This is a genomic window from Enterobacter sp. C4G1, from assembly GCF_052886895.1.
On the sequence record NZ_JBQVVV010000001.1, the window covers coordinates 1,371,542 to 1,389,935 of the forward strand.

Below are 18,394 nucleotides of genomic sequence, written 5' to 3' on the forward strand. Positions count from 1 at the left end.
CTTACAACAAACAGGGCGCTCATTGGGCGCCCTGTCTCTTTCTTACGCTTAAACCCTTATACTTGAGAAAAGCTCAGGTTAATCGTAGGCCGGATAAGCGAAGCGCCATCCGGCTTGTATAACATGGGCTTAAGGAACCTATAACGATAAGGAGAACCCCCTTCTGTGCTGACTCTGTTACACCTGCTCTCCGCAGTGGCATTGCTGGTATGGGGCACGCATATTGTCCGTACCGGTGTGATGCGCGTATTCGGTGCGCGCCTACGAACCGTTCTCAGCAGCAGCGTTGAGAAGAAGCCGCTCGCCTTCTGTGCGGGCATCGGCGTGACGGCGCTGGTGCAAAGCAGTAACGCCACCACCATGCTTGTCACTTCGTTTGTGGCGCAGGATCTGGTGGCGCTAACGCCTGCGCTGGTGATTGTGCTGGGTGCCGATGTGGGGACCGCGCTGATGGCGCGTATCCTGACGTTCGATCTGTCGTGGTTGTCGCCGCTGCTGATTTTCATCGGCGTTATCTTCTTCCTGGGTCGTAAGCAGACCCGTGCCGGGCAGCTCGGGCGAGTGGGCATTGGCCTGGGGCTGATCCTGCTGGCACTGGAGCTGATTGTGCAGGCGGTGACACCCATTACTCAGGCCAACGGCGTGCAGGTGATTTTCGCCTCGTTGACGGGCGATATCATGCTGGATGCGCTGATCGGCGCCGTCTTTGCCATCGTCAGTTATTCAAGCCTGGCCGCCGTGCTGTTGACCGCTACGCTGGCGAGTGCCGGGGTTATCTCGTTCCCGGTGGCGCTGTGTCTGGTGATTGGCGCGAACCTCGGCTCTGGCCTGCTGGCGATGCTCAACAACAGCGCCGCCAATGCTGCTGCCCGTCGCGTTGCGCTCGGCAGCCTGTTGTTTAAGCTGGTGGGAAGCCTGATTATTCTGCCGTTTGTGCACCTGCTGGCTGGGATCATGCAAAAGCTGCCTTTGTCGGACGCCGAGCTGGTTATCTATTTCCATGTGTTCTACAACCTTGTCCGCTGCCTGGCGATGGTTCCCTTCGCCGCGCCAATGGCCCGTTTCTGCGAACGTCTTATCCGCGATGAACCTGAGCTGGACGCCCGGCTGAAACCGAAGCATCTGGACACCTCTGCACTGGACACGCCAGCTCTGGGCCTGGCCAATGCTGCCCGCGAGACGCTGCGCATGGGTGATGCGATGGAAACGATGCTGGAAGGGCTGCAAAAGGTCATGCACGGCGAGCCTCGGGAAGAAAAAGAGCTGCGCAGGCTGGCAGATGATATCAACGTGCTTTATACCGCCATCAAGCTCTATCTGGCGCGGATGCCGCAGGACGAGCTGGCGGAAGAGGAGTCGCGCAGGTGGGCGGAAATCATCGAAATGTCCCTCAACCTGGAGCAGGCCTCTGACATCGTCGAACGTATGGGCAGTGAAATAGCCGATAAATCTCTGGCTGCGCGCCGTGCGTTCTCGGTTGAAGGTCTGAAAGAGCTGGAAGCCCTGCACGAACAGCTGGTGAGTAATCTCAAGCTGGCGATGTTGGTCTTTTTCTCAAGCGATGTGCCAGGTGCACGCCGTTTACGCCGCAACAAACACCGTTTCCGTATTCTTAACCGCCGCTACTCTCATGCGCACGTTGAACGCCTGCATCAGCAAAACGTGCAAAGCATTGAAACCAGTTCCCTGCACCTGGGGCTGCTGGGCGATATGAAACGTCTTAACTCGTTATTCTGTTCCGTGGCCTACAGCGTGATGGAACAGCCGGATGAAGACGACGAACGGGACGAGTATTAATCTCTGAAAGCGCCTCGCAGTTTCCCGCTGTGGGGCGTGACTCAATCTCACTGAAAATTTAACGTTATCCCATTGGACATGTGCATACGCATGAAGGAATGTGTTATGCCTGTGTTTGTATAAAATTTTATACAGGGATGTGTTATGCTTTCAGAAAGGCCAGCGATGCGACCCATCGCATGGATAGGGAGTGCATTTGACGATTTACTCAGCTTTCCTGAGGTCATCCGCAAAGATGCAGGTTTTCAGTTACACCGCCTGCAAGCCGGGTTAGAGGCCGCTGACTGGAAACCGATGCCGGAAATCGGTAAAGGCGTTGCTGAAATACGGCTTAGAAGCCATACGGGCGCTTATCGAATTCTCTATTTGGCCCGTTTTGAAGATGCGGTATATGTGCTGCATTGCTTTATGAAGAAAACACAGCGGACTTCCGGACAGGATAAGCACATCGCTAAAGCCCGTTTGCAGGCAGTGATTGATGCGAGGAATAATCGAAAATGAGTAAAGGTGTTGATACTAAAATTCGCCATGTTACGGCGGCAGAAACCAACATTTTTTCCGAGCTGGGCTTTGAAGCGAGTGAAGCAAAACGGCTGCAAAAGGATGCTGAGAGAGAAGTTGAACAACTGCTGGCCATCAAGCGACAACTGATGCAGGAGATCTCCGCATGGATTGCTGATAATAAGCTCCGTCAGGCTGATGCTGCAGCCATGCTCAATGTCTCTCGTCCACGTGTTTCGGATGTGGTTAACCTCAAAACCAGCAAGTTCACGCTCGATACTCTGGTCATGATGCTAAGTAAACTTGGAAAACCTGTCTCAGTTACCATCGGCTAATCTTTTTACCAGCCCAAACCTAAGGTATATTTCGCCTCTACAGGAGAAACTATGCTGCCAACTCAATCAACCCGATTAAACAAATACATTAGCGAGAGCGGGATCTGCTCACGTCGCGAGGCTGACCGTTACATTGAACAGGGTAACGTGTTCCTCAACGGCAAACGCGCCACCATCGGCGACCAGGTGGTACCTGGCGATGTGGTCAAAGTGAATGGTCAGGTCATCGAACCCCGCGATGCCGAAGACCTGGTGTTTATCGCGTTGAATAAACCGGTTGGTATCGTCAGTACCACGGAAGATGGCGAGCGGGACAACATTGTTGATTTCGTTAACCACAGCAGCCGTGTCTTCCCGATTGGCCGACTGGATAAAGACTCTCAGGGGCTGATTTTTCTCACCAACCACGGCGACCTGGTAAACAAAATTCTGCGTGCCGGAAACGACCACGAAAAAGAGTACATCGTCACGGTGAATAAACCGGTCACTGACGAGTTTATCCGTGGAATGGGCGCTGGCGTGCCGATTCTGGGCACCGTTACCAAAAAGTGTAAGGTGAAGAAAGAAGCCCCGTTCGCGTTTCGCATTACGCTGGTACAGGGCTTAAACCGCCAGATCCGCCGGATGTGCGAGCACTTCGGTTATGACGTGACGAAGCTGGAACGCACCCGAATCATGAACGTCAGCCTGTCCGGTATTCCATTGGGCGAGTGGCGTGATTTAACCGGTGACGAGCTGATTGAGCTGTTCAAGCTGATTGAGGATTCATCTTCTGAAGCGAAACCAAAAGCGAAAGCCAAACCGAAAACCCAGGCGGTTAAACGCCCGGTGGTGAAAGCCCCGCAGGCAGAAGATAAAGGGCGAGGTAAACCGGCTAACGGAAAACGCTTTACCCAGCCTGGGCGCAAAAAGAAAGGGCGCTAATCAGCGCCGTCCCCGGGTAGAGGTGTTTGCCGACCAGGAAAAAGTCGTCTCTGCATCGGGTTTATAAGCCTGCTGTTTCTTCAACTTGCGGGCTTTTTTTGCCTCTGCTTCACGCTGTTCCATCAGCTTGTCGATGTACTCTTTTTTTACCTGATTGGTTTCGCCGTTAGTCAGTGTGCGGCCATGGGCGATACGGGCGCGGTCGAGAAGCGTCTTGAGTTCACGCTGCTCGGCTTCTGTCATATCTTGCTGGGTCAATCGTTGTGTCGCCATCGCTGAAGCCTCATGTGGAAGAGGCTTCAGTGTAAAACAAGTGGCGGAAATTAACCTTGTTTCACCACATCTTTTTTCGGTTGTTCTTCAATGGGTTTACCAGACCAGTAACCTGCCAGCAGGGAGCCTGAAAGGTTATGCCAGACGGAGAACAACGCGCCAGGCAGGGCGGCCAGCGGCGAGAAGTAGATTTTACCGAGTGCCGCGGCCAGGCCAGAGTTTTGCATTCCCACTTCAATCGCCAGCGTGCGGCAGGTAGATTCGTCAAAGCCGAACAGTTTGCCGCCCCAGTAGCCGCCCAGCAGGCCAATGGTGTTATGCAGTACCACAGCAATGATCACCACAAAGCCGACAGACGCAATGTGCGAGGCGGAGCCTGCTACCACGGCGCTGATGATTGCCAGAATACAGACCATCGAAAACGCCGGCAGACAGGGTTCGACCGCCTTCACCAGGCGCGGGAACAGATGGTGGATAACCAGCCCCAGTGCAATCGGGATCACCACAATTTGCAGAATGCTGAGCAACATCCCCATTACGTCTACCTGAATATGTGCATCGACATACAGGCGGGTTAACAGCGGTGTGGCAATCACGCCCACGAGAGTAGACGCGGACGAGATGGTCACGGAGAGCGCAACATCGCCTTTCGCCAGATAGATCATCACGTTGGATGCCGTACCGCTTGCCACGCTGCCCACCAGCACCATCCCGGCGGATAAATCTGGCGGCATCTTAAAGGCCATTGCCAGCAGCCAGGCCGCGAGCGGCATCACCAGATAGTGCAGGAAAATACCCGCCGCGACAGGTGCAGGGCGCGACAGCACGCGTTTAAAGTCGTCAATTTTCAGGTGCACGCCCATGCCGAACATAATCAGCATCAGCAGCGTGGTGACCCAGGGGCCGATGCCCGTGAAGCTGGTGGGGGTGTAATACGCGAGTACAGAGAGCAGCAGTGCCCATAACGGGAACAGCCGGGTGATGGCGGATAACATAGTTAATTCCTTGCAGTATTGTCGTGTTGTTTAGTTATGAAAAAGCCGGGTCTGTGCCCGGCTTATAGATATTGTTTATCGTGCTAACGAATTTTATTCAAACAAATTCTGATGAAGTTTTTGCACGACAAGCTCTGCCTGATCGGCCGGCACCAGGAAGCAAAGGTTGTAGCTGGATGCACCGTAGCAAATCATGCGGATGTTGAACGGGTCGAGCACGCCGAAGACCTCTTTACCCACGCCACAGGCGCGTGACAGCTTGTTACCGATGATGGCAACCAGCGCCAGGTTTTCTTCGACTTCCACACGGCACAGCTCCGACAGCTCAATCAACAGCGATTGCGTCAGCAAGGTATCGCCAGTAGAAGTTGAACCGGTGGTATCCAGCGTCAACGCGATGCTCACTTCGGAGGTGGTGATCAGATCCACGGAGATATTATGGCGTGCCAGAATGCTAAACACTTCCGCCAGGAAACCGCGGGAATGCAGCATATTGTGGCTATGGAGCGTCACCAGCGTCTGGCGGCGACGCAGGGCCAGCGCGCGGAACAGCGGTGGGTTTTCCGTTTTTTTACAGACCAGCGTACCACCCGCTTTCGGATCTTTACTGGAGCCGACGAACACCGGAATATCGCTGCGCACGGCTGGCAGCAGCGTTGCAGGGTGCAGCACTTTCGCGCCGAAGGTGGCCATTTCCGCCGCTTCTTCAAATGCGATCACATCAATTCGTTTCGCTGCGGAAACGACGCGCGGGTCGGTGGTGTAAATGCCCGGAACGTCAGTCCAGATATCCACACGGGTAGCGTGCAGTGCTTCACCCAGCAGTGCGGCGGTGTAGTCGCTGCCACCACGGCCAAGCGTTGTAGTACGGCCTTTCGCTTCGCTACCGATAAAGCCCTGGGTGATAACGATACCCTCTGCCAGACGTGGTGCCAGCTGCTGAGTAGTCAGCTCGGCCAGCGCTTCAACGTCCGGTTCGGCGCGGCCAAAGCGATCGCTGGTACGCATCACTTTACGCACGTCAAACCACTGCGCCTGAATGTTACGTTCGCGCATGATTTCCACAAACAGCAGAGTGGACATCAGTTCACCATGGCTGACCAGTTCGTCGGTCAGGGCGGTGGAGGTTGCCAGAGAGGCGGCTTCTGCCAGGGTGGTGATGTTTTCCAGCAGACGTTCCACTTCCTCGCGGATGACGTTCGGGTTCTGCAGGCGTTCAAGGATGTCGAACTGAATTTTGCGCAGTGCATCCAGCTTAACGAAACGTTCTGTCGCTTCCAGTCCTTCAGACAGAGAAACCAGCAGGTTCGTCACGCCAGCGGATGCAGAAAGCACCACCAGGCGGGCATTCGGATCGGCTAGCACCACATCGGCGCTGCGGTTCATGGCATCGTAATCAGCCACACTGGTGCCGCCAAACTTAGCGACCACAAAACTCGTCATAACAACCTCGTGTCAGGGAATGAATAAAGCGACCTTGGCACAAGAATGAAACGAAAACAGGTGCAGGCGCAAATACGGCCCTATAAATAAAATGTGGGGGAGGTCCTGTCAATGCTGGGATTATGCGGATTTTTCATGGGGGGGCACCCCTCAGTAACAGGACTTATAACAAGCCGCTATTTTATTCTGCAAATCAGGACGTTCTGAACGACATTCAACCCCCTCGGGGGCAGGTTTTAGCAGCTATACTTTTCGGGTCTTTTCACCTGCGTTTGATGCAGGCCAGGGCAATGGCATAAAAACCATCACAATTTTTATTTGCAGGCGCTACAATCGACCGCAGTCACAATTCTCAAATCAGAAGAGTATTGCTAATGAAAAACATCAACCCAACGCAGACCGCTGCCTGGCAGGCACTACAGAAACATTTTGATGAAATGAAAGACGTCACTATCGCGGATCTGTTCGCGAAAGATGCCGATCGTTTCAACAAGTTCTCCGCGACCTTCGACGACCTGATGCTGGTGGACTTCTCCAAAAACCGCATTACCGAAGAGACACTGGCAAAATTGCAGGATCTGGCGAAAGAAACCGCGCTCAGCGATGCCATTAAATCCATGTTCTCTGGTGAGAAGATCAACCGCACCGAAGACCGCGCTGTGCTGCACGTTGCACTGCGTAACCGTAGCAATACTCCAATCATCGTCGATGGCAAAGATGTGATGCCGGAAGTGAACGCGGTGCTGGAGAAGATGAAAGCCTTCTCTGAAGCGATCATCTCTGGTAGCTGGAAAGGCTACACCGGTAAAGCCATCACTGACGTGGTGAACATCGGTATCGGCGGTTCAGACCTCGGTCCATTCATGGTGACCGAAGCGCTGCGCCCGTACAAAAACCACCTCAACATGCACTTCGTTTCTAACGTTGATGGTACACACATCGCTGAAGTGCTGAAGAACGTGAACCCGGAAACCACCCTGTTCCTGGTGGCGTCTAAAACCTTCACCACGCAGGAAACCATGACCAACGCCCATAGCGCGCGTGACTGGTTCCTGGAAACCGCAGGTGACAACAAGCACGTTGCGAAACACTTCGCCGCGCTGTCTACCAACGGTAAAGCGGTTGGCGAGTTCGGTATCGACACGGCAAACATGTTCGAGTTCTGGGACTGGGTTGGTGGCCGTTACTCTCTGTGGTCTGCAATCGGTTTGTCCATCATCCTGTCTGTTGGCTTTGACAACTTCGTTGAGCTGCTTTCCGGCGCACATGCGATGGATAAACACTTCGCGTCCACCGCGCCTGAGAAAAACCTGCCAGTGCTGCTGGCGCTGATTGGTATCTGGTACAACAACTTCTTCGGCGCTGAAACCGAAGCCATCCTGCCATACGACCAGTACATGCACCGCTTTGCTGCCTACTTCCAGCAGGGCAACATGGAATCCAACGGTAAATACGTTGACCGTAACGGCAATGCCGTGGACTACCAGACTGGCCCAATCATCTGGGGCGAGCCAGGCACCAACGGCCAACATGCGTTCTACCAGTTGATCCACCAGGGCACCAAGATGGTACCGTGCGATTTCATCGCGCCTGCTATTACTCATAACCCGCTGTCGGATCACCATCCGAAACTGCTGTCTAACTTCTTCGCTCAGACTGAAGCGCTGGCGTTCGGCAAGTCCCGCGACGTGGTTGAACAGGAATACCGCGACCAGGGTAAAGATCCGGCGACCCTGGATCACGTTGTGCCGTTCAAAGTGTTCGAAGGCAACCGCCCAACCAACTCTATCCTGCTGCGCGAAATCACCCCGTTCAGCCTGGGTGCGCTGATTGCCCTGTATGAGCACAAAATCTTTACTCAGGGCGCGATCCTGAACATCTTCACCTTTGACCAGTGGGGCGTTGAGCTGGGCAAACAGTTGGCAAACCGCATTCTGCCTGAGCTGGGTGACGACAAAGCGATTAACAGCCACGACAGTTCTACAAATGGTTTGATTAACCGTTATAAAGCATGGCGTTCATAATTAATATGTCATGAAAAATGCCGGCGAAATGCCGGCATTTTTTTATCGGATAATTCCTGATGTCTGTTATTTAACTCAAATTCCCGTGATGAGTTTAATCTGAAAAAGGCCGTTGACCTGTTAATCACTGCGGTTTATTTTAGGAATATACGGAGAATGAAACTGGCTGGTTTCTATTATAACTTGCTGAATAAAGATGATTTTGTATTATTTTAATTATTCTTTTGCATCGCAAATATCCAATATTCTGAAAACTCCCTCTCTATTTACCTGCACGGCAATCCCTCTGCTTTAGTTGTGTATACTCGATTCCGCTCGAAATTCTTTTTGGGCACATCTCCATTCATTCAATGAAGGGAAATTGTTATGAAGAAAGTACTGTATGGCATTTTTGCCATATCTGCGCTTGCGGCGACATCTGTATATGCGGCTCCGGTTCAGGTCGGGGAAGCGGCAGGGTTGGCAGCGACGTCTGCGTCTGCGGGGAGTTCTACCGCAGCCAGCACCAGCACCGTAAGTTCAGCCGTGGGTGTCGCGCTGGCGGCAACCGGTGGCGGTGATGGCTCCAATACCGGAACCACGACCACCACGACGACCAGCACCCAGTAATACCGGGTGTTTTAATCATAACCACACTTCGGTGTGGTTATTTCGCCCCTTCGGAGAAGAGTCGTGAAGCGACCTGCAATCATCATGATTTGCCTGCTTTTACAGGCGTGTTCAGCCACCACTAAAGGGCTGGGAAACTCGCTGTGGGACAGCCTGTTTGGTACGCCTGGCGTGCATCTTACCGATGACGATATCCAGAACATGCCCTATGCCAGCCAGTACATGCAGTTAAACGATGGCCCGCAGCTGTTTGTGGTGCTCGCTTTCGATGAAAACGGGCAGCAGAAATGGGTGACGCAGGATCAGGCCACCATCGTGACGCAGCATGGTCGCATCGTAAAAACGCTGCTCGGCGGCGACAACCTGCTTGAGGTCAACAACCTTGCGGCCGACCCGCTCATCAAGCCGAATCAGGTAACCGACGGCGCAAGCTGGACGCGCACGATGGGCTGGACGGAACACAAACAGGTGCGCTACGCCACGGCACACTCTGTATTCCGCTGGGACGGTACGGACAGCGTAAGGGTCGGCAGTGATGAAACCCAGGTTCGCGTGCTGGATGAAGCGGTCACGACCGACCAGGCAAGCTGGCATAACCGCTACTGGGTGGATGAAGAAGGGCAGATACGCCAGTCACTACAGTATCTCGGCGCTAATTTCTTCCCGGTAAAAACCACTCTGATCAAGGTGGCGAAACCATGAAAATCCGCACTAGCATGGCGCTGATCCTGTGCCTTGCCGCGCCGCTGGCCTGGTCTGCGGGCACGGTGAAGGTTTACACGCCTGACAGCACACAACCCAAAACCTTAACCAATGCCGGGCATCTGCTTGATCTTGTCGGCCAGCCAAGGCTTGCAAACAGCTGGTGGCCCGGTGCTGTTATCAGCGAGCGTCAGGCAACGGTGCTGGCAGAACAAAAACAGCGCGCGTTGCTCGCAAGGCTTACCGGCCTTGCAGAACAGGAAGATGGCGATGACGCGGCGGCAATCAACAGCGTTCGCCAGCAGATGCAGACGCTGAAGATAACCGGCCGCCAGCAGATCAATCTCGACCCGGATGCGGTGAGAGTGGCAGAGAACGGCAACCCAACGCTCGAAGGGGAGTACACGCTCTGGCTCCCGGCTCAGCCTTCAACCATCACCGTGATGGGGCTTGTCAGCAGTCCGGGTAAAAAGCCTTTCACGCCAGGGCGCGATGTGGCGAGTTACCTTGATGAGCAGAGCGCGTTGAGCGGTGCGGATAACAGCTACGCCTGGGTGGTTTATCCCGACGGGCGCAGGCAAAAAGTCCCCGTGGCCTACTGGAACAAACGCCATATCGAACCCATGCCCGGCAGCGTGATTTTTGTCGGCTTTGCCGACCACTTCTGGACGAAGGCATATGACGGACTCAACGCCGATATCCTTCACACCCTGATGCAGCGGATACCGGATTAATGAAAAGAACTTATCTCTACAGCATGTTGGCGCTGTGCGTAAGCGCTGCCTGCCATGCAGAAACGTATCCGGCGCCTGTTGGTCCATCGCAATCGGACTTCGGCGGTGTCGGGTTAATGCAAACGCCCACGGCACGCATGGCGCGTGAAGGGGAACTGAGCCTTAACTATCGCGATAACGATCAGTACCGTTATTACTCTGCTTCTGTGCAGCTGTTTCCATGGCTTGAAACCACTCTGCGTTATACCGATGTGCGCACCAAAAAATACAGCAGCGTAGAGGCATTCTCCGGCGACCAGACCTACAAAGATAAAGCCTTCGACGTCAAACTGCGCTTGTGGGAAGAGAGCTACTGGATGCCGCAAGTGTCCGTGGGGGCGCGGGATATCGGTGGTACGGGCTTGTTTGATGCGGAGTATATTGTTGCCAGCAAAGCCTGGGGCCCGTTTGATTTCTCGCTGGGTATGGGCTGGGGGTATCTCGGCACCAGCGGTAACGTGAAAAACCCGTTCTGTTCCTACAGCGACAAATATTGTTATCGCGACAACAGCTACCAGAAAGCCGGCTCCATCAACGGCGACCAGATGTTCCATGGCCCGGCCTCACTGTTTGGCGGCGTAGAATACCAGACGCCGTGGCAGCCATTACGCCTCAAGCTGGAGTACGAAGGGAATAACTACAGCGACGATTTCGCCGGGAAGATTGAGCAGAAGAGCAAGTTTAACGTCGGCGCCATTTACCGCGTCACCGATTGGGCCGACGTTAACCTCAGCTATGAGCGCGGTAACACCGTGATGTTTGGTTTCACCCTGCGCACCAACTTCAATGATATGCGGCCGCATTACAACGACAACGCACGGCCTGCATATCGGCCGGAGCCGCAGGACGCCATTATTCAGCACTCCGTGGTGGCCAACCAGCTTACGCTGCTGAAATACAACGCGGGCCTGGCGGATCCGAAAATTCAGGTGAAAGGCGACACGCTTTACGTCACCGGCGAGCAGGTGAAATACCGTGACTCGCGTGAAGGGATCGAGCGCGCCAACCGGATAATCATGAACGATCTGCCGGACGGGATCCGCACGATCCGCGTCACGGAAAACCGCCTTAATTTACCGCAGGTGACCACGGAAACGGATGTGGCCAGCCTGAAACGCCATCTGGAAGGTGAACCGTTGGGCCATGAAACCGAGCTGGTGCAAAAACGCATTGAGCCCGTTGTGCCTGATACCACCGAGCAGGGCTGGTATATCGATAAATCGCGCTTTGATTTCCATATCGATCCGGTGCTGAACCAGTCCGTCGGCGGGCCGGAAAATTTCTACATGTATCAGCTGGGCGTAATGGCCACGGCGGATCTGTGGGTTACTGACCATCTGCTGACCACCGGTAGTCTGTTTGGCAACATCGCCAACAACTACGACAAATTCAACTACACCAACCCGCCAAACGACTCGAAGTTGCCGCGCGTGCGTACACGCGTGCGTGAGTACGTGCAGAATAATGCCTATGTGAATAACCTCCAGGCGAACTATTTCCAGTACTTCGGCAACGGTTTCTACGGCCAGGTGTACGGTGGCTATCTGGAAACTATGTACGGCGGCGCGGGGGCAGAGGTGCTTTACCGTCCTGTTGACAGCAACTGGGCGTTTGGAGTGGATGCCAACTACGTGAAACAGCGTGACTGGCGCAGTGCGCAGGACATGATGAAGTTCACCGATTACAGCGTCAAAACAGGCCATCTGACGGCCTACTGGACGCCATCGTTCGCACCGGATGTGCTGGTCAAAGCCAGCGTCGGGCAGTATCTGGCGGGGGATAAAGGCGGTACGCTGGATATCTCTAAACACTTCGACAGCGGTGTTGTGGTGGGCGGTTATGCCACTATCACCAACGTGTCACCGGATGAATACGGGGAAGGGGACTTCACCAAAGGGGTGTATGTATCGATTCCGCTGGATCTGTTCTCCACCGGTGCGACGCGCAGCCGCGCGGCAATCGGCTGGACGCCACTCACGCGTGACGGTGGCCAGCAACTTGGGCGTAAGTTCCAGCTGTACGACATGACCAGCGATAAGAACATTAACTTCCGCTGATGTTTGTTTGCCCGGTGGCGCTGCGCTTACCGGGCCTACGATAGTGTTTTTTGTAGGCCGGGCAAACGCAGTGCCGCCCGGCAAGAATGCTCATGCGGACAAAACATAAACAAAAAATATAGATCTCCGTCACATTTTTGCGTTATACAGGAACCTCGCCCTGGAGAATGAGGTGCTGTATGACATCCTTGACTCGTCCGCGCGTTGAGTTTATCTCAACAATCCTCCAGACCGTGCTGAATCTCGGTCTGCTGAGCCTTGGTCTGATACTGGTCGTCTTTCTGGGAAAAGAAACGGTGCATCTGGCGGATGTGCTGTTCGCCCCTGAACAAACCAGCAAATATGCGCTGGTAGAAGGACTGGTGGTCTACTTTCTCTACTTTGAATTTATCGCCCTGATTGTGAAGTATTTTCAGTCAGGCTTTCACTTCCCGCTACGCTATTTTGTCTACATTGGGATCACGGCGATAGTGCGGCTGATCATCGTCGATCATAAATCTCCCCTGGATGTGCTGATCTACTCGGCGGCGATCCTGCTTTTGGTTATCACCCTCTGGCTGTGCAACTCTAAACGGCTGAAACGAGAATAAAAAAAGGGCGCTCCGAAGAGCGCCTAACAACAGTCACAAGTTGGGTCAATACAATACGTCAAAGTTGAGGGTTGCAGTGGCATAACACAATGAAACTTAACCTTTTACACCGCCCGCCGTCAGGCCGTTAACCAGCCAGCGCTGCGCCAGCAGGAACACCACGGTAATCGGGATGGCAGAGAGTACAGCTGCCGCAGCAAAGTCGCCCCACAGGTAGTTTTGCGGGTTGAGGTATTGCTGCATCCCTACCGCCAGGGTGTAGCTGTTCACATCGCGCAGTAACAGAGACGCGACCGGTACTTCGGTGATAGCGGCGATAAACGACAGGATAAACACCACCGCCAGGATAGGCACCGACAGTGGCAGCAATACCAGACGGAACGCCTGCCATGGGGTTGCGCCATCCAGCGCCGCCGCTTCTTCCAGCGAGTTGTCGATGGTTTCGAAATACCCTTTGATGGTCCACACATGCAGTGCGATACCGCCAAGATAGGCGAAGATCACGCCGCCGTGCGTGTTCAGGCCGATAAACGGCACATACTGCCCAAGGCGGTCAAACAAGGCATACAAGGCGACCAGAGACAGTACCGCCGGGAACATCTGGAAAATCAACATCCCTTTCAGCAGTGTAGCTTTGCCCGGGAAGCGCATACGGGCGAAAGCATACGCACAGGTGGTTGAGAGCGTGACGATACCAATCGCGGTGATCCCGGCGATTTTTATCGAGTTCCACAGCCACAGCAGCACCGGGAACGGTGGCGGCGTGACGCGGCCATCCGCATGTTCCACGCTAAAGCCAAGCGCTAACTTCCAGTGTTCCCAGGAGATTTCATCCGGGATCAGGCTACCTGTCGCAAAGTTACCCGAGCGCAGGGAGATGGCGATGACCATCAGCAGCGGGAACATAATTGCCGCGATAAAAATCAGCAGGCCTAAATGCGTCGCGAAGAGGCGCAGCTTCTGAGATTTGGGTTGAACCATAGACATAGTCAGTGCCCTCCTTAGTCAAATTTCATTCGTGTAGCTTTCAGGTTCACAATCGCCAGAGCACCTACCAGCAGGAAGATCAGGGTGGCAATCGCCGCCGCCAGACCGAAGTCCTGACCCCCGCCGCCTTCGAAGGCGATACGGTAGGTGTAGCTCACGAGCAGGTCGGTATAGCCTGCAGGCGTTGTGGTGCCAAGACGGTCAGGGCCGCCGTTGGTCAACAGCTGAATCAGTACGAAGTTGTTAAAGTTAAATGCAAAGCTGGCAATCATCAGCGGCGTCAGCGGCTTAATAAGCAGTGGCAGCGTGATTTTAAAGAAGTTCTGGAACGGGCCAGCGCCATCCATTGCCGAGGCTTCGTACAGGTCGTCCGGGATAGCTTTCAGCAGGCCCATGCACAGGATCATCATGTACGGATAACCCAGCCAGGTGTTCACGATGATAATCATCGAACGGGCCGTCGTCGGGTCGCTGAACCAGGCCGGTTTGATACCGAACAGTGCGCTCAGCATCATGTTGATTTCACCAAAGCTCTGGTTAAACAGCCCTTTGAAAATCAGAATCGAGATAAACGATGGTACGGCATACGGCAGGATAAGCAGCACGCGGTATATCGCTTTGCCTTTCAGGGATTCCCACTGCACGAGACACGCCAGCACCATGCCCACGGCAACGGTCAGGATCACGGTCAGCACCGAGAAGACGACCGTCCAGACAAAGATGGCGAAGAAGGGTTTTTGAATGCCTTCATCGGTAAAGACGCGGGCAAAGTTGTCCCAGCCGATGGTCACGGTATAGCCCGGGCTGAGTTTGTCATCACCCCATTTGCCATCGGCAGTGATGGACTGATAGAAACCAATGTCGTTGTTCGGGCGATATTTCACGCCGCTCTGGCTGTTAGTCAGCGTGCCGTCATTGGCCAGTGTGTAAAGCGGCTGAGTGCCGGAGAACTGGCGCAGTGAGCTCATGGTCACTTTGCTTTCATCGGGCAGCATGGCAGTCAACTGGGTCAGTGCCAGGCGGTTCTGGGTAATGATTCGCAGGTTGGCGCGTTCACCTTCCGGCAGGGCTGCCTCTTTTAAGGCCAGCTTCTGTTCGCCGCCGAATTTGAACGTGTCGGAAACAAAGCTTTTACCGCTCTCTTCGTCAGTGAGTGCTAACTTCCACTCATCGCCCGCAGGATACAGGCCGAAGTTGAAGGTTTTACCCGCCTGGTATGAGCGGTCCATAAGCACCTGCGTTGCGCGTTCTTGCGCCAGCTGGTTGGTGCTGCTGTAGTTGGTGAAGGCGATAGCAATGGTACAAATCAGCGGGAACAGGACGAACAGCCCCATCCCGGCGACACCCGGATAAACGTAACGCCATGCATAGGCTTTACGATTAGCGAAAATATACAGGCCAGCAGAGCTTAAAATCAGCGTCACGATGGCGAACAGGTACTCCCCCTGTACGTACATTAAAACAATCAAGTAGCCCACCAGCAGGCATAACAGACCAATCACTGACCATTTCAGTGTGTCACTTTGCCACCAGTGTTTCTTTTTAATGACATCCATGGGGTTCTTCCTCTACAACGGTGAAAACTTATTGTCAGGTGGCGCTACGCTTACCTGACCTACGGATCGTGCCGTAGTCGTAGGGCGGGTAAGCGCAAGCGCCACCCGCCGTTTTTCTGACTTACTTGGTGATACGACCCTGAGCATCTTTCAGCGCAGCATCGACAGTCTGACGACCGCTTGCGGCGTTGATAACCGCAGTACGGGTGGCATACCAGAATGCGGCCATCTGTGGGATGTTCGGCATGATTTCGCCTTTCTGGGCGTTATCCATGGTCGCCGCGATACGTGGGTCTTTTGCTAAATGATCCTGGAAGGATTTCAGCGCAACAGCACCCAGCGGTTTGTCCTTGTTCACTTCATCCAGACCCTGATCGGTCAGCAGGTAGTTTTCCAGGAACTCTTTCGCCAGCTCTTTGTTCGGGCTGGCGGCGTTGATACCTGCGCTCAGCACGCCAACGAACGGTTTAGACGGCTTGCCTTTGAAGGTTGGCAGCAGCGTTACGCCGTAGTTGATTTTGCTCTTGTCGATGTTGGTCCAGGCCCACGGACCGTTGATGGTCATCGCGGTTTCGCCTTTGTTGAACGCAGCTTCCGCGATGGAGTAATCGGTATCGGCGTTCATGTGTTTGTTCTTGATAAGGTCAACCAGGAAGGTCAGACCTGCTTTCGCGCCAGCGCTGTCCACGCCCACGTCTTTCACGTCATACTTGCCGTTTGCAAATTTGAACGCGTAACCACCGTCGGCGGCAATCAGCGGCCAGGTGAAGTACGGTTCTTGCAGGTTGAACATCAGCGCAGATTTACCTTTCGCCTTCAGCGCTTTATCCAGAGCAGGGATCTCTTCCCAGGTTTTCGGTGGGTTTGGCACTAGGTCTTTGTTGTAGATCAGAGAGAGGGCTTCAACTGCGATTGGGTAGGCGATCAGCTTGCCGTTATAGCGAACGGCATCCCAGGTGAACGGGAACAGTTTGTCCTGGAACGCTTTGTCTGGCGTAACTTCAGCCAGCAGGCCAGATTGTGCGTAACCGCCGAAACGGTCATGCGCCCAGAAGATGATGTCCGGACCATCGCCCGTTGCAGCAACCTGTGGGAATTTCTCTTCCAGTTTATCCGGGTGTTCAATGGTGACTTTGATACCCGTGTCTTTCTCGAATTTTTTACCCACTTCGGCCAGGCCGTTATAGCCTTTATCGCCGTTAATCCAGATAACCAGCTTACCTTCTTCAATTTTGGCGAGAGCCGGTGCGGAAATCATCATTGCTGCCAGGGCGGACAATGCGAAAACGCGTGCGCCAGTCTTGATCTTCATATCTGCCATCCTTTTTTGGTGATGTGCTCGTGGATACACTGAGGTGGTTCAACGTGACTCAGTCTCCTTATTTGACATCCTCTTTCCATCCTCCTGAGCCCTACGCCCCACCCCCTGTTTGTGTGATCTCTGTTGCATAAATTTAAGTTATGAGTGCTGGCGCACATAAAAACACACTGAATTTTGCAGGCCGCTTCACGATTTTAGTATCAGCGCCCCAGACGCGGTCGCAGAGCCTGCTCTCTCATCCTCCCGTCTCCTCCCCCATAAAAAAGCCGGGGGTGGAGGATTCACGAAAGTTATGGATACCCCATAGTGAACTTATCTTGAATGTTTCTGTCGGTGACAGGTTGTAACGAAGGGAGAAGGGCATGGCGAGCGTACAGCTGCGTAATGTAACGAAAGCCTGGGGCGACGTAGTGGTGTCGAAAGACATCAATCTGGACATCACCGAAGGTGAGTTTGTGGTGTTTGTTGGCCCATCAGGCTGCGGTAAATCTACTCTGCTGCGTATGATTGCCGGTCTTGAAACGATCACCAGTGGCGATTTGTTCATTGGTGAAACCCGTATGAACGACATCCCGCCTGCCGAACGTGGTGTAGGCATGGTGTTCCAGTCTTATGCACTTTATCCGCACCTGTCCGTTGCCGAAAACATGTCATTTGGCCTGAAGCTGGCAGGGGCGAAAAAAGAGGTGATTAACCAGCGTGTGACTCAGGTCGCCGAAGTTTTACAGCTGGCGCACCTGCTGGAGCGTAAACCGAAAGCGCTCTCCGGTGGTCAGCGTCAGCGTGTGGCAATTGGCCGTACGCTGGTGGCAGAACCACGTGTGTTCCTGCTTGATGAACCTCTTTCTAACCTGGATGCCGCACTGCGCGTCCAGATGCGTATCGAAATCTCCCGTCTGCACAAGCGCCTTGGCCGCACCATGGTTTATGTCACCCACGATCAGGTCGAAGCGATGACCCTGGCCGACAAGATTGTGGTGCTGGACGCCGGTCGCGTGGCGCAGGTGGGCAAACCGCTGGAGCTTTATCACTACCCGGCAGACCGCTTTGTTGCGGGCTTTATTGGCTCGCCAAAGATGAACTTCCTGCCGGTCAAAGTGACAGCCACCGCGATTGAACAGGTACAGGTGGAGCTGCCAAACCGCCAGCAAGTCTGGCTGCCCGTTGACAGCGCCAACGTACAGGTAGGGGCGAATATGTCCCTCGGAATTCGCCCTGAACATTTACTGCCGAGCCACATCGCTGATGTGACGCTGGAAGGTGAAGTTCAGGTTGTAGAACAGCTTGGTCACGAAACACAGATTCATATCCAGATCCCCGCCATCCGTCAGAACCTGGTTTACCGCCAGAATGACGTGGTGTTGGTAGAAGAGGGTGCCACATTCGCTATCGGCTTGCCGCCAGAGCGTTGCCATCTGTTCCGTGAGGATGGCACTGCATGTCGTCGGCTGCACAAAGAGCCAGGCGTTTAAGCAATCCCAATAAAAGACACGAAACCATCAGGTGA

General features: G+C 54.1%; 17 protein-coding genes. 11 read left to right on the plus strand and 6 right to left on the minus strand.

Annotation, left to right across the window (positions count from 1 at the left end; all coding sequences use genetic code 11):
- Positions 1-165 precede the first annotated feature (165 nt).
- The 4 genes from ACT9TW_RS06555 to rluF all read left to right on the plus strand — a co-directional run bounded on the left by ACT9TW_RS06555 (position 166) and on the right by rluF (position 3,557).
- The gene (locus ACT9TW_RS06555; RefSeq protein WP_446491927.1) at positions 166-1,797 is read left to right on the plus strand and encodes a Na/Pi cotransporter family protein; all 1,632 of its coding nucleotides are present in this window, start codon (positions 166-168) and stop codon (positions 1,795-1,797) included.
- 144 nt (positions 1,798-1,941) lie between these two features.
- On the plus strand, positions 1,942-2,298 hold the full coding sequence (locus tag ACT9TW_RS06560) for a type II toxin-antitoxin system RelE/ParE family toxin (protein ID WP_182063272.1): 357 nt from the start codon (positions 1,942-1,944) through the stop codon (positions 2,296-2,298).
- Positions 2,295-2,633: a helix-turn-helix domain-containing protein gene (locus ACT9TW_RS06565; RefSeq protein ID WP_446491928.1), complete on the plus strand. Its 339-nt coding sequence runs from the start codon at positions 2,295-2,297 to the stop codon at positions 2,631-2,633. Before ACT9TW_RS06560 ends, ACT9TW_RS06565 begins: the two co-directional genes overlap by 4 nt.
- 51 nt (positions 2,634-2,684) lie before the next feature.
- The gene (gene rluF / locus ACT9TW_RS06570) at positions 2,685-3,557 is read left to right on the plus strand and encodes a 23S rRNA pseudouridine(2604) synthase RluF (RefSeq protein ID WP_436353914.1); all 873 of its coding nucleotides are present in this window, start codon (positions 2,685-2,687) and stop codon (positions 3,555-3,557) included.
- Here the strand turns inward: rluF and ACT9TW_RS06575 are convergent, their stop codons facing one another.
- From ACT9TW_RS06575 to lysC, 3 genes are all read right to left on the minus strand, one after another.
- Positions 3,558-3,830: a DUF3811 domain-containing protein gene (locus tag ACT9TW_RS06575; RefSeq protein WP_315687565.1), complete on the minus strand. Its 273-nt coding sequence runs from the start codon at positions 3,828-3,830 to the stop codon at positions 3,558-3,560.
- Positions 3,831-3,880: 50 nt separating this feature from the next.
- Positions 3,881-4,825 carry a ketopantoate/pantoate/pantothenate transporter PanS gene (panS, locus tag ACT9TW_RS06580; protein ID WP_182063276.1) on the minus strand — a complete coding sequence of 315 codons (945 nt, stop codon included), beginning with the start codon at positions 4,823-4,825 and terminating at the stop codon, positions 3,881-3,883.
- Positions 4,826-4,918: 93 nt separating this feature from the next.
- Entirely contained in the window at positions 4,919-6,268 is a 1,350-nt protein-coding gene (gene lysC, locus ACT9TW_RS06585) for a lysine-sensitive aspartokinase 3 (protein WP_182063277.1), read from the minus strand.
- A gap of 374 nt (positions 6,269-6,642) precedes the next feature.
- On the opposite strand from lysC, the gene pgi reads away from it, so the two are divergent.
- The 6 genes from pgi (at position 6,643) to psiE (ending at position 13,023) form a co-directional block, all read left to right on the plus strand.
- Entirely contained in the window at positions 6,643-8,292 is a 1,650-nt protein-coding gene (gene pgi / locus ACT9TW_RS06590) for a glucose-6-phosphate isomerase (protein ID WP_446491929.1), read from the plus strand.
- Positions 8,293-8,658: 366 nt separating this feature from the next.
- Positions 8,659-8,901, plus strand: coding sequence for an exopolysaccharide production protein YjbE (yjbE, locus tag ACT9TW_RS06595; RefSeq protein WP_446491930.1), 243 nt, complete (start codon positions 8,659-8,661; stop codon positions 8,899-8,901).
- A gap of 63 nt (positions 8,902-8,964) precedes the next feature.
- A complete protein-coding gene (locus ACT9TW_RS06600) occupies positions 8,965-9,603 on the plus strand; it encodes a YjbF family lipoprotein (RefSeq protein ID WP_446491931.1) in 639 nt (212 codons plus the stop codon).
- A complete protein-coding gene (locus tag ACT9TW_RS06605; protein WP_446491932.1) occupies positions 9,600-10,337 on the plus strand; it encodes a capsule biosynthesis GfcC D2 domain-containing protein in 738 nt (245 codons plus the stop codon). The genes ACT9TW_RS06600 and ACT9TW_RS06605 overlap by 4 nt, the downstream gene beginning before the upstream one ends.
- Positions 10,337-12,433, plus strand: coding sequence for a YjbH domain-containing protein (locus tag ACT9TW_RS06610; protein ID WP_446491933.1), 2,097 nt, complete (start codon positions 10,337-10,339; stop codon positions 12,431-12,433). Before ACT9TW_RS06605 ends, ACT9TW_RS06610 begins: the two co-directional genes overlap by 1 nt.
- A gap of 179 nt (positions 12,434-12,612) precedes the next feature.
- Positions 12,613-13,023 (plus strand): phosphate-starvation-inducible protein PsiE, encoded by a 411-nt coding sequence (gene psiE / locus ACT9TW_RS06615; protein WP_000202963.1) that lies wholly within the window; start codon positions 12,613-12,615, stop codon positions 13,021-13,023.
- Between the two features lie 96 nt (positions 13,024-13,119).
- On the opposite strand, the gene malG is transcribed toward psiE, so the two are convergent.
- From malG to malE, 3 genes are all read right to left on the minus strand, one after another.
- Positions 13,120-14,010: a maltose ABC transporter permease MalG gene (gene malG / locus ACT9TW_RS06620; protein WP_182063282.1), complete on the minus strand. Its 891-nt coding sequence runs from the start codon at positions 14,008-14,010 to the stop codon at positions 13,120-13,122.
- 14 nt (positions 14,011-14,024) lie between these two features.
- Positions 14,025-15,566 (minus strand): maltose ABC transporter permease MalF, encoded by a 1,542-nt coding sequence (gene malF, locus ACT9TW_RS06625; protein WP_446491934.1) that lies wholly within the window; start codon positions 15,564-15,566, stop codon positions 14,025-14,027.
- Positions 15,567-15,687: 121 nt separating this feature from the next.
- On the minus strand, positions 15,688-16,878 hold the full coding sequence (gene malE, locus ACT9TW_RS06630) for a maltose/maltodextrin ABC transporter substrate-binding protein MalE (protein ID WP_182063284.1): 1,191 nt from the start codon (positions 16,876-16,878) through the stop codon (positions 15,688-15,690).
- 371 nt (positions 16,879-17,249) lie between these two features.
- On the opposite strand from malE, the gene malK reads away from it, so the two are divergent.
- A complete protein-coding gene (malK, locus tag ACT9TW_RS06635) occupies positions 17,250-18,359 on the plus strand; it encodes a maltose/maltodextrin ABC transporter ATP-binding protein MalK (RefSeq protein ID WP_446491935.1) in 1,110 nt (369 codons plus the stop codon).
- Positions 18,360-18,394 lie beyond the last annotated feature (35 nt).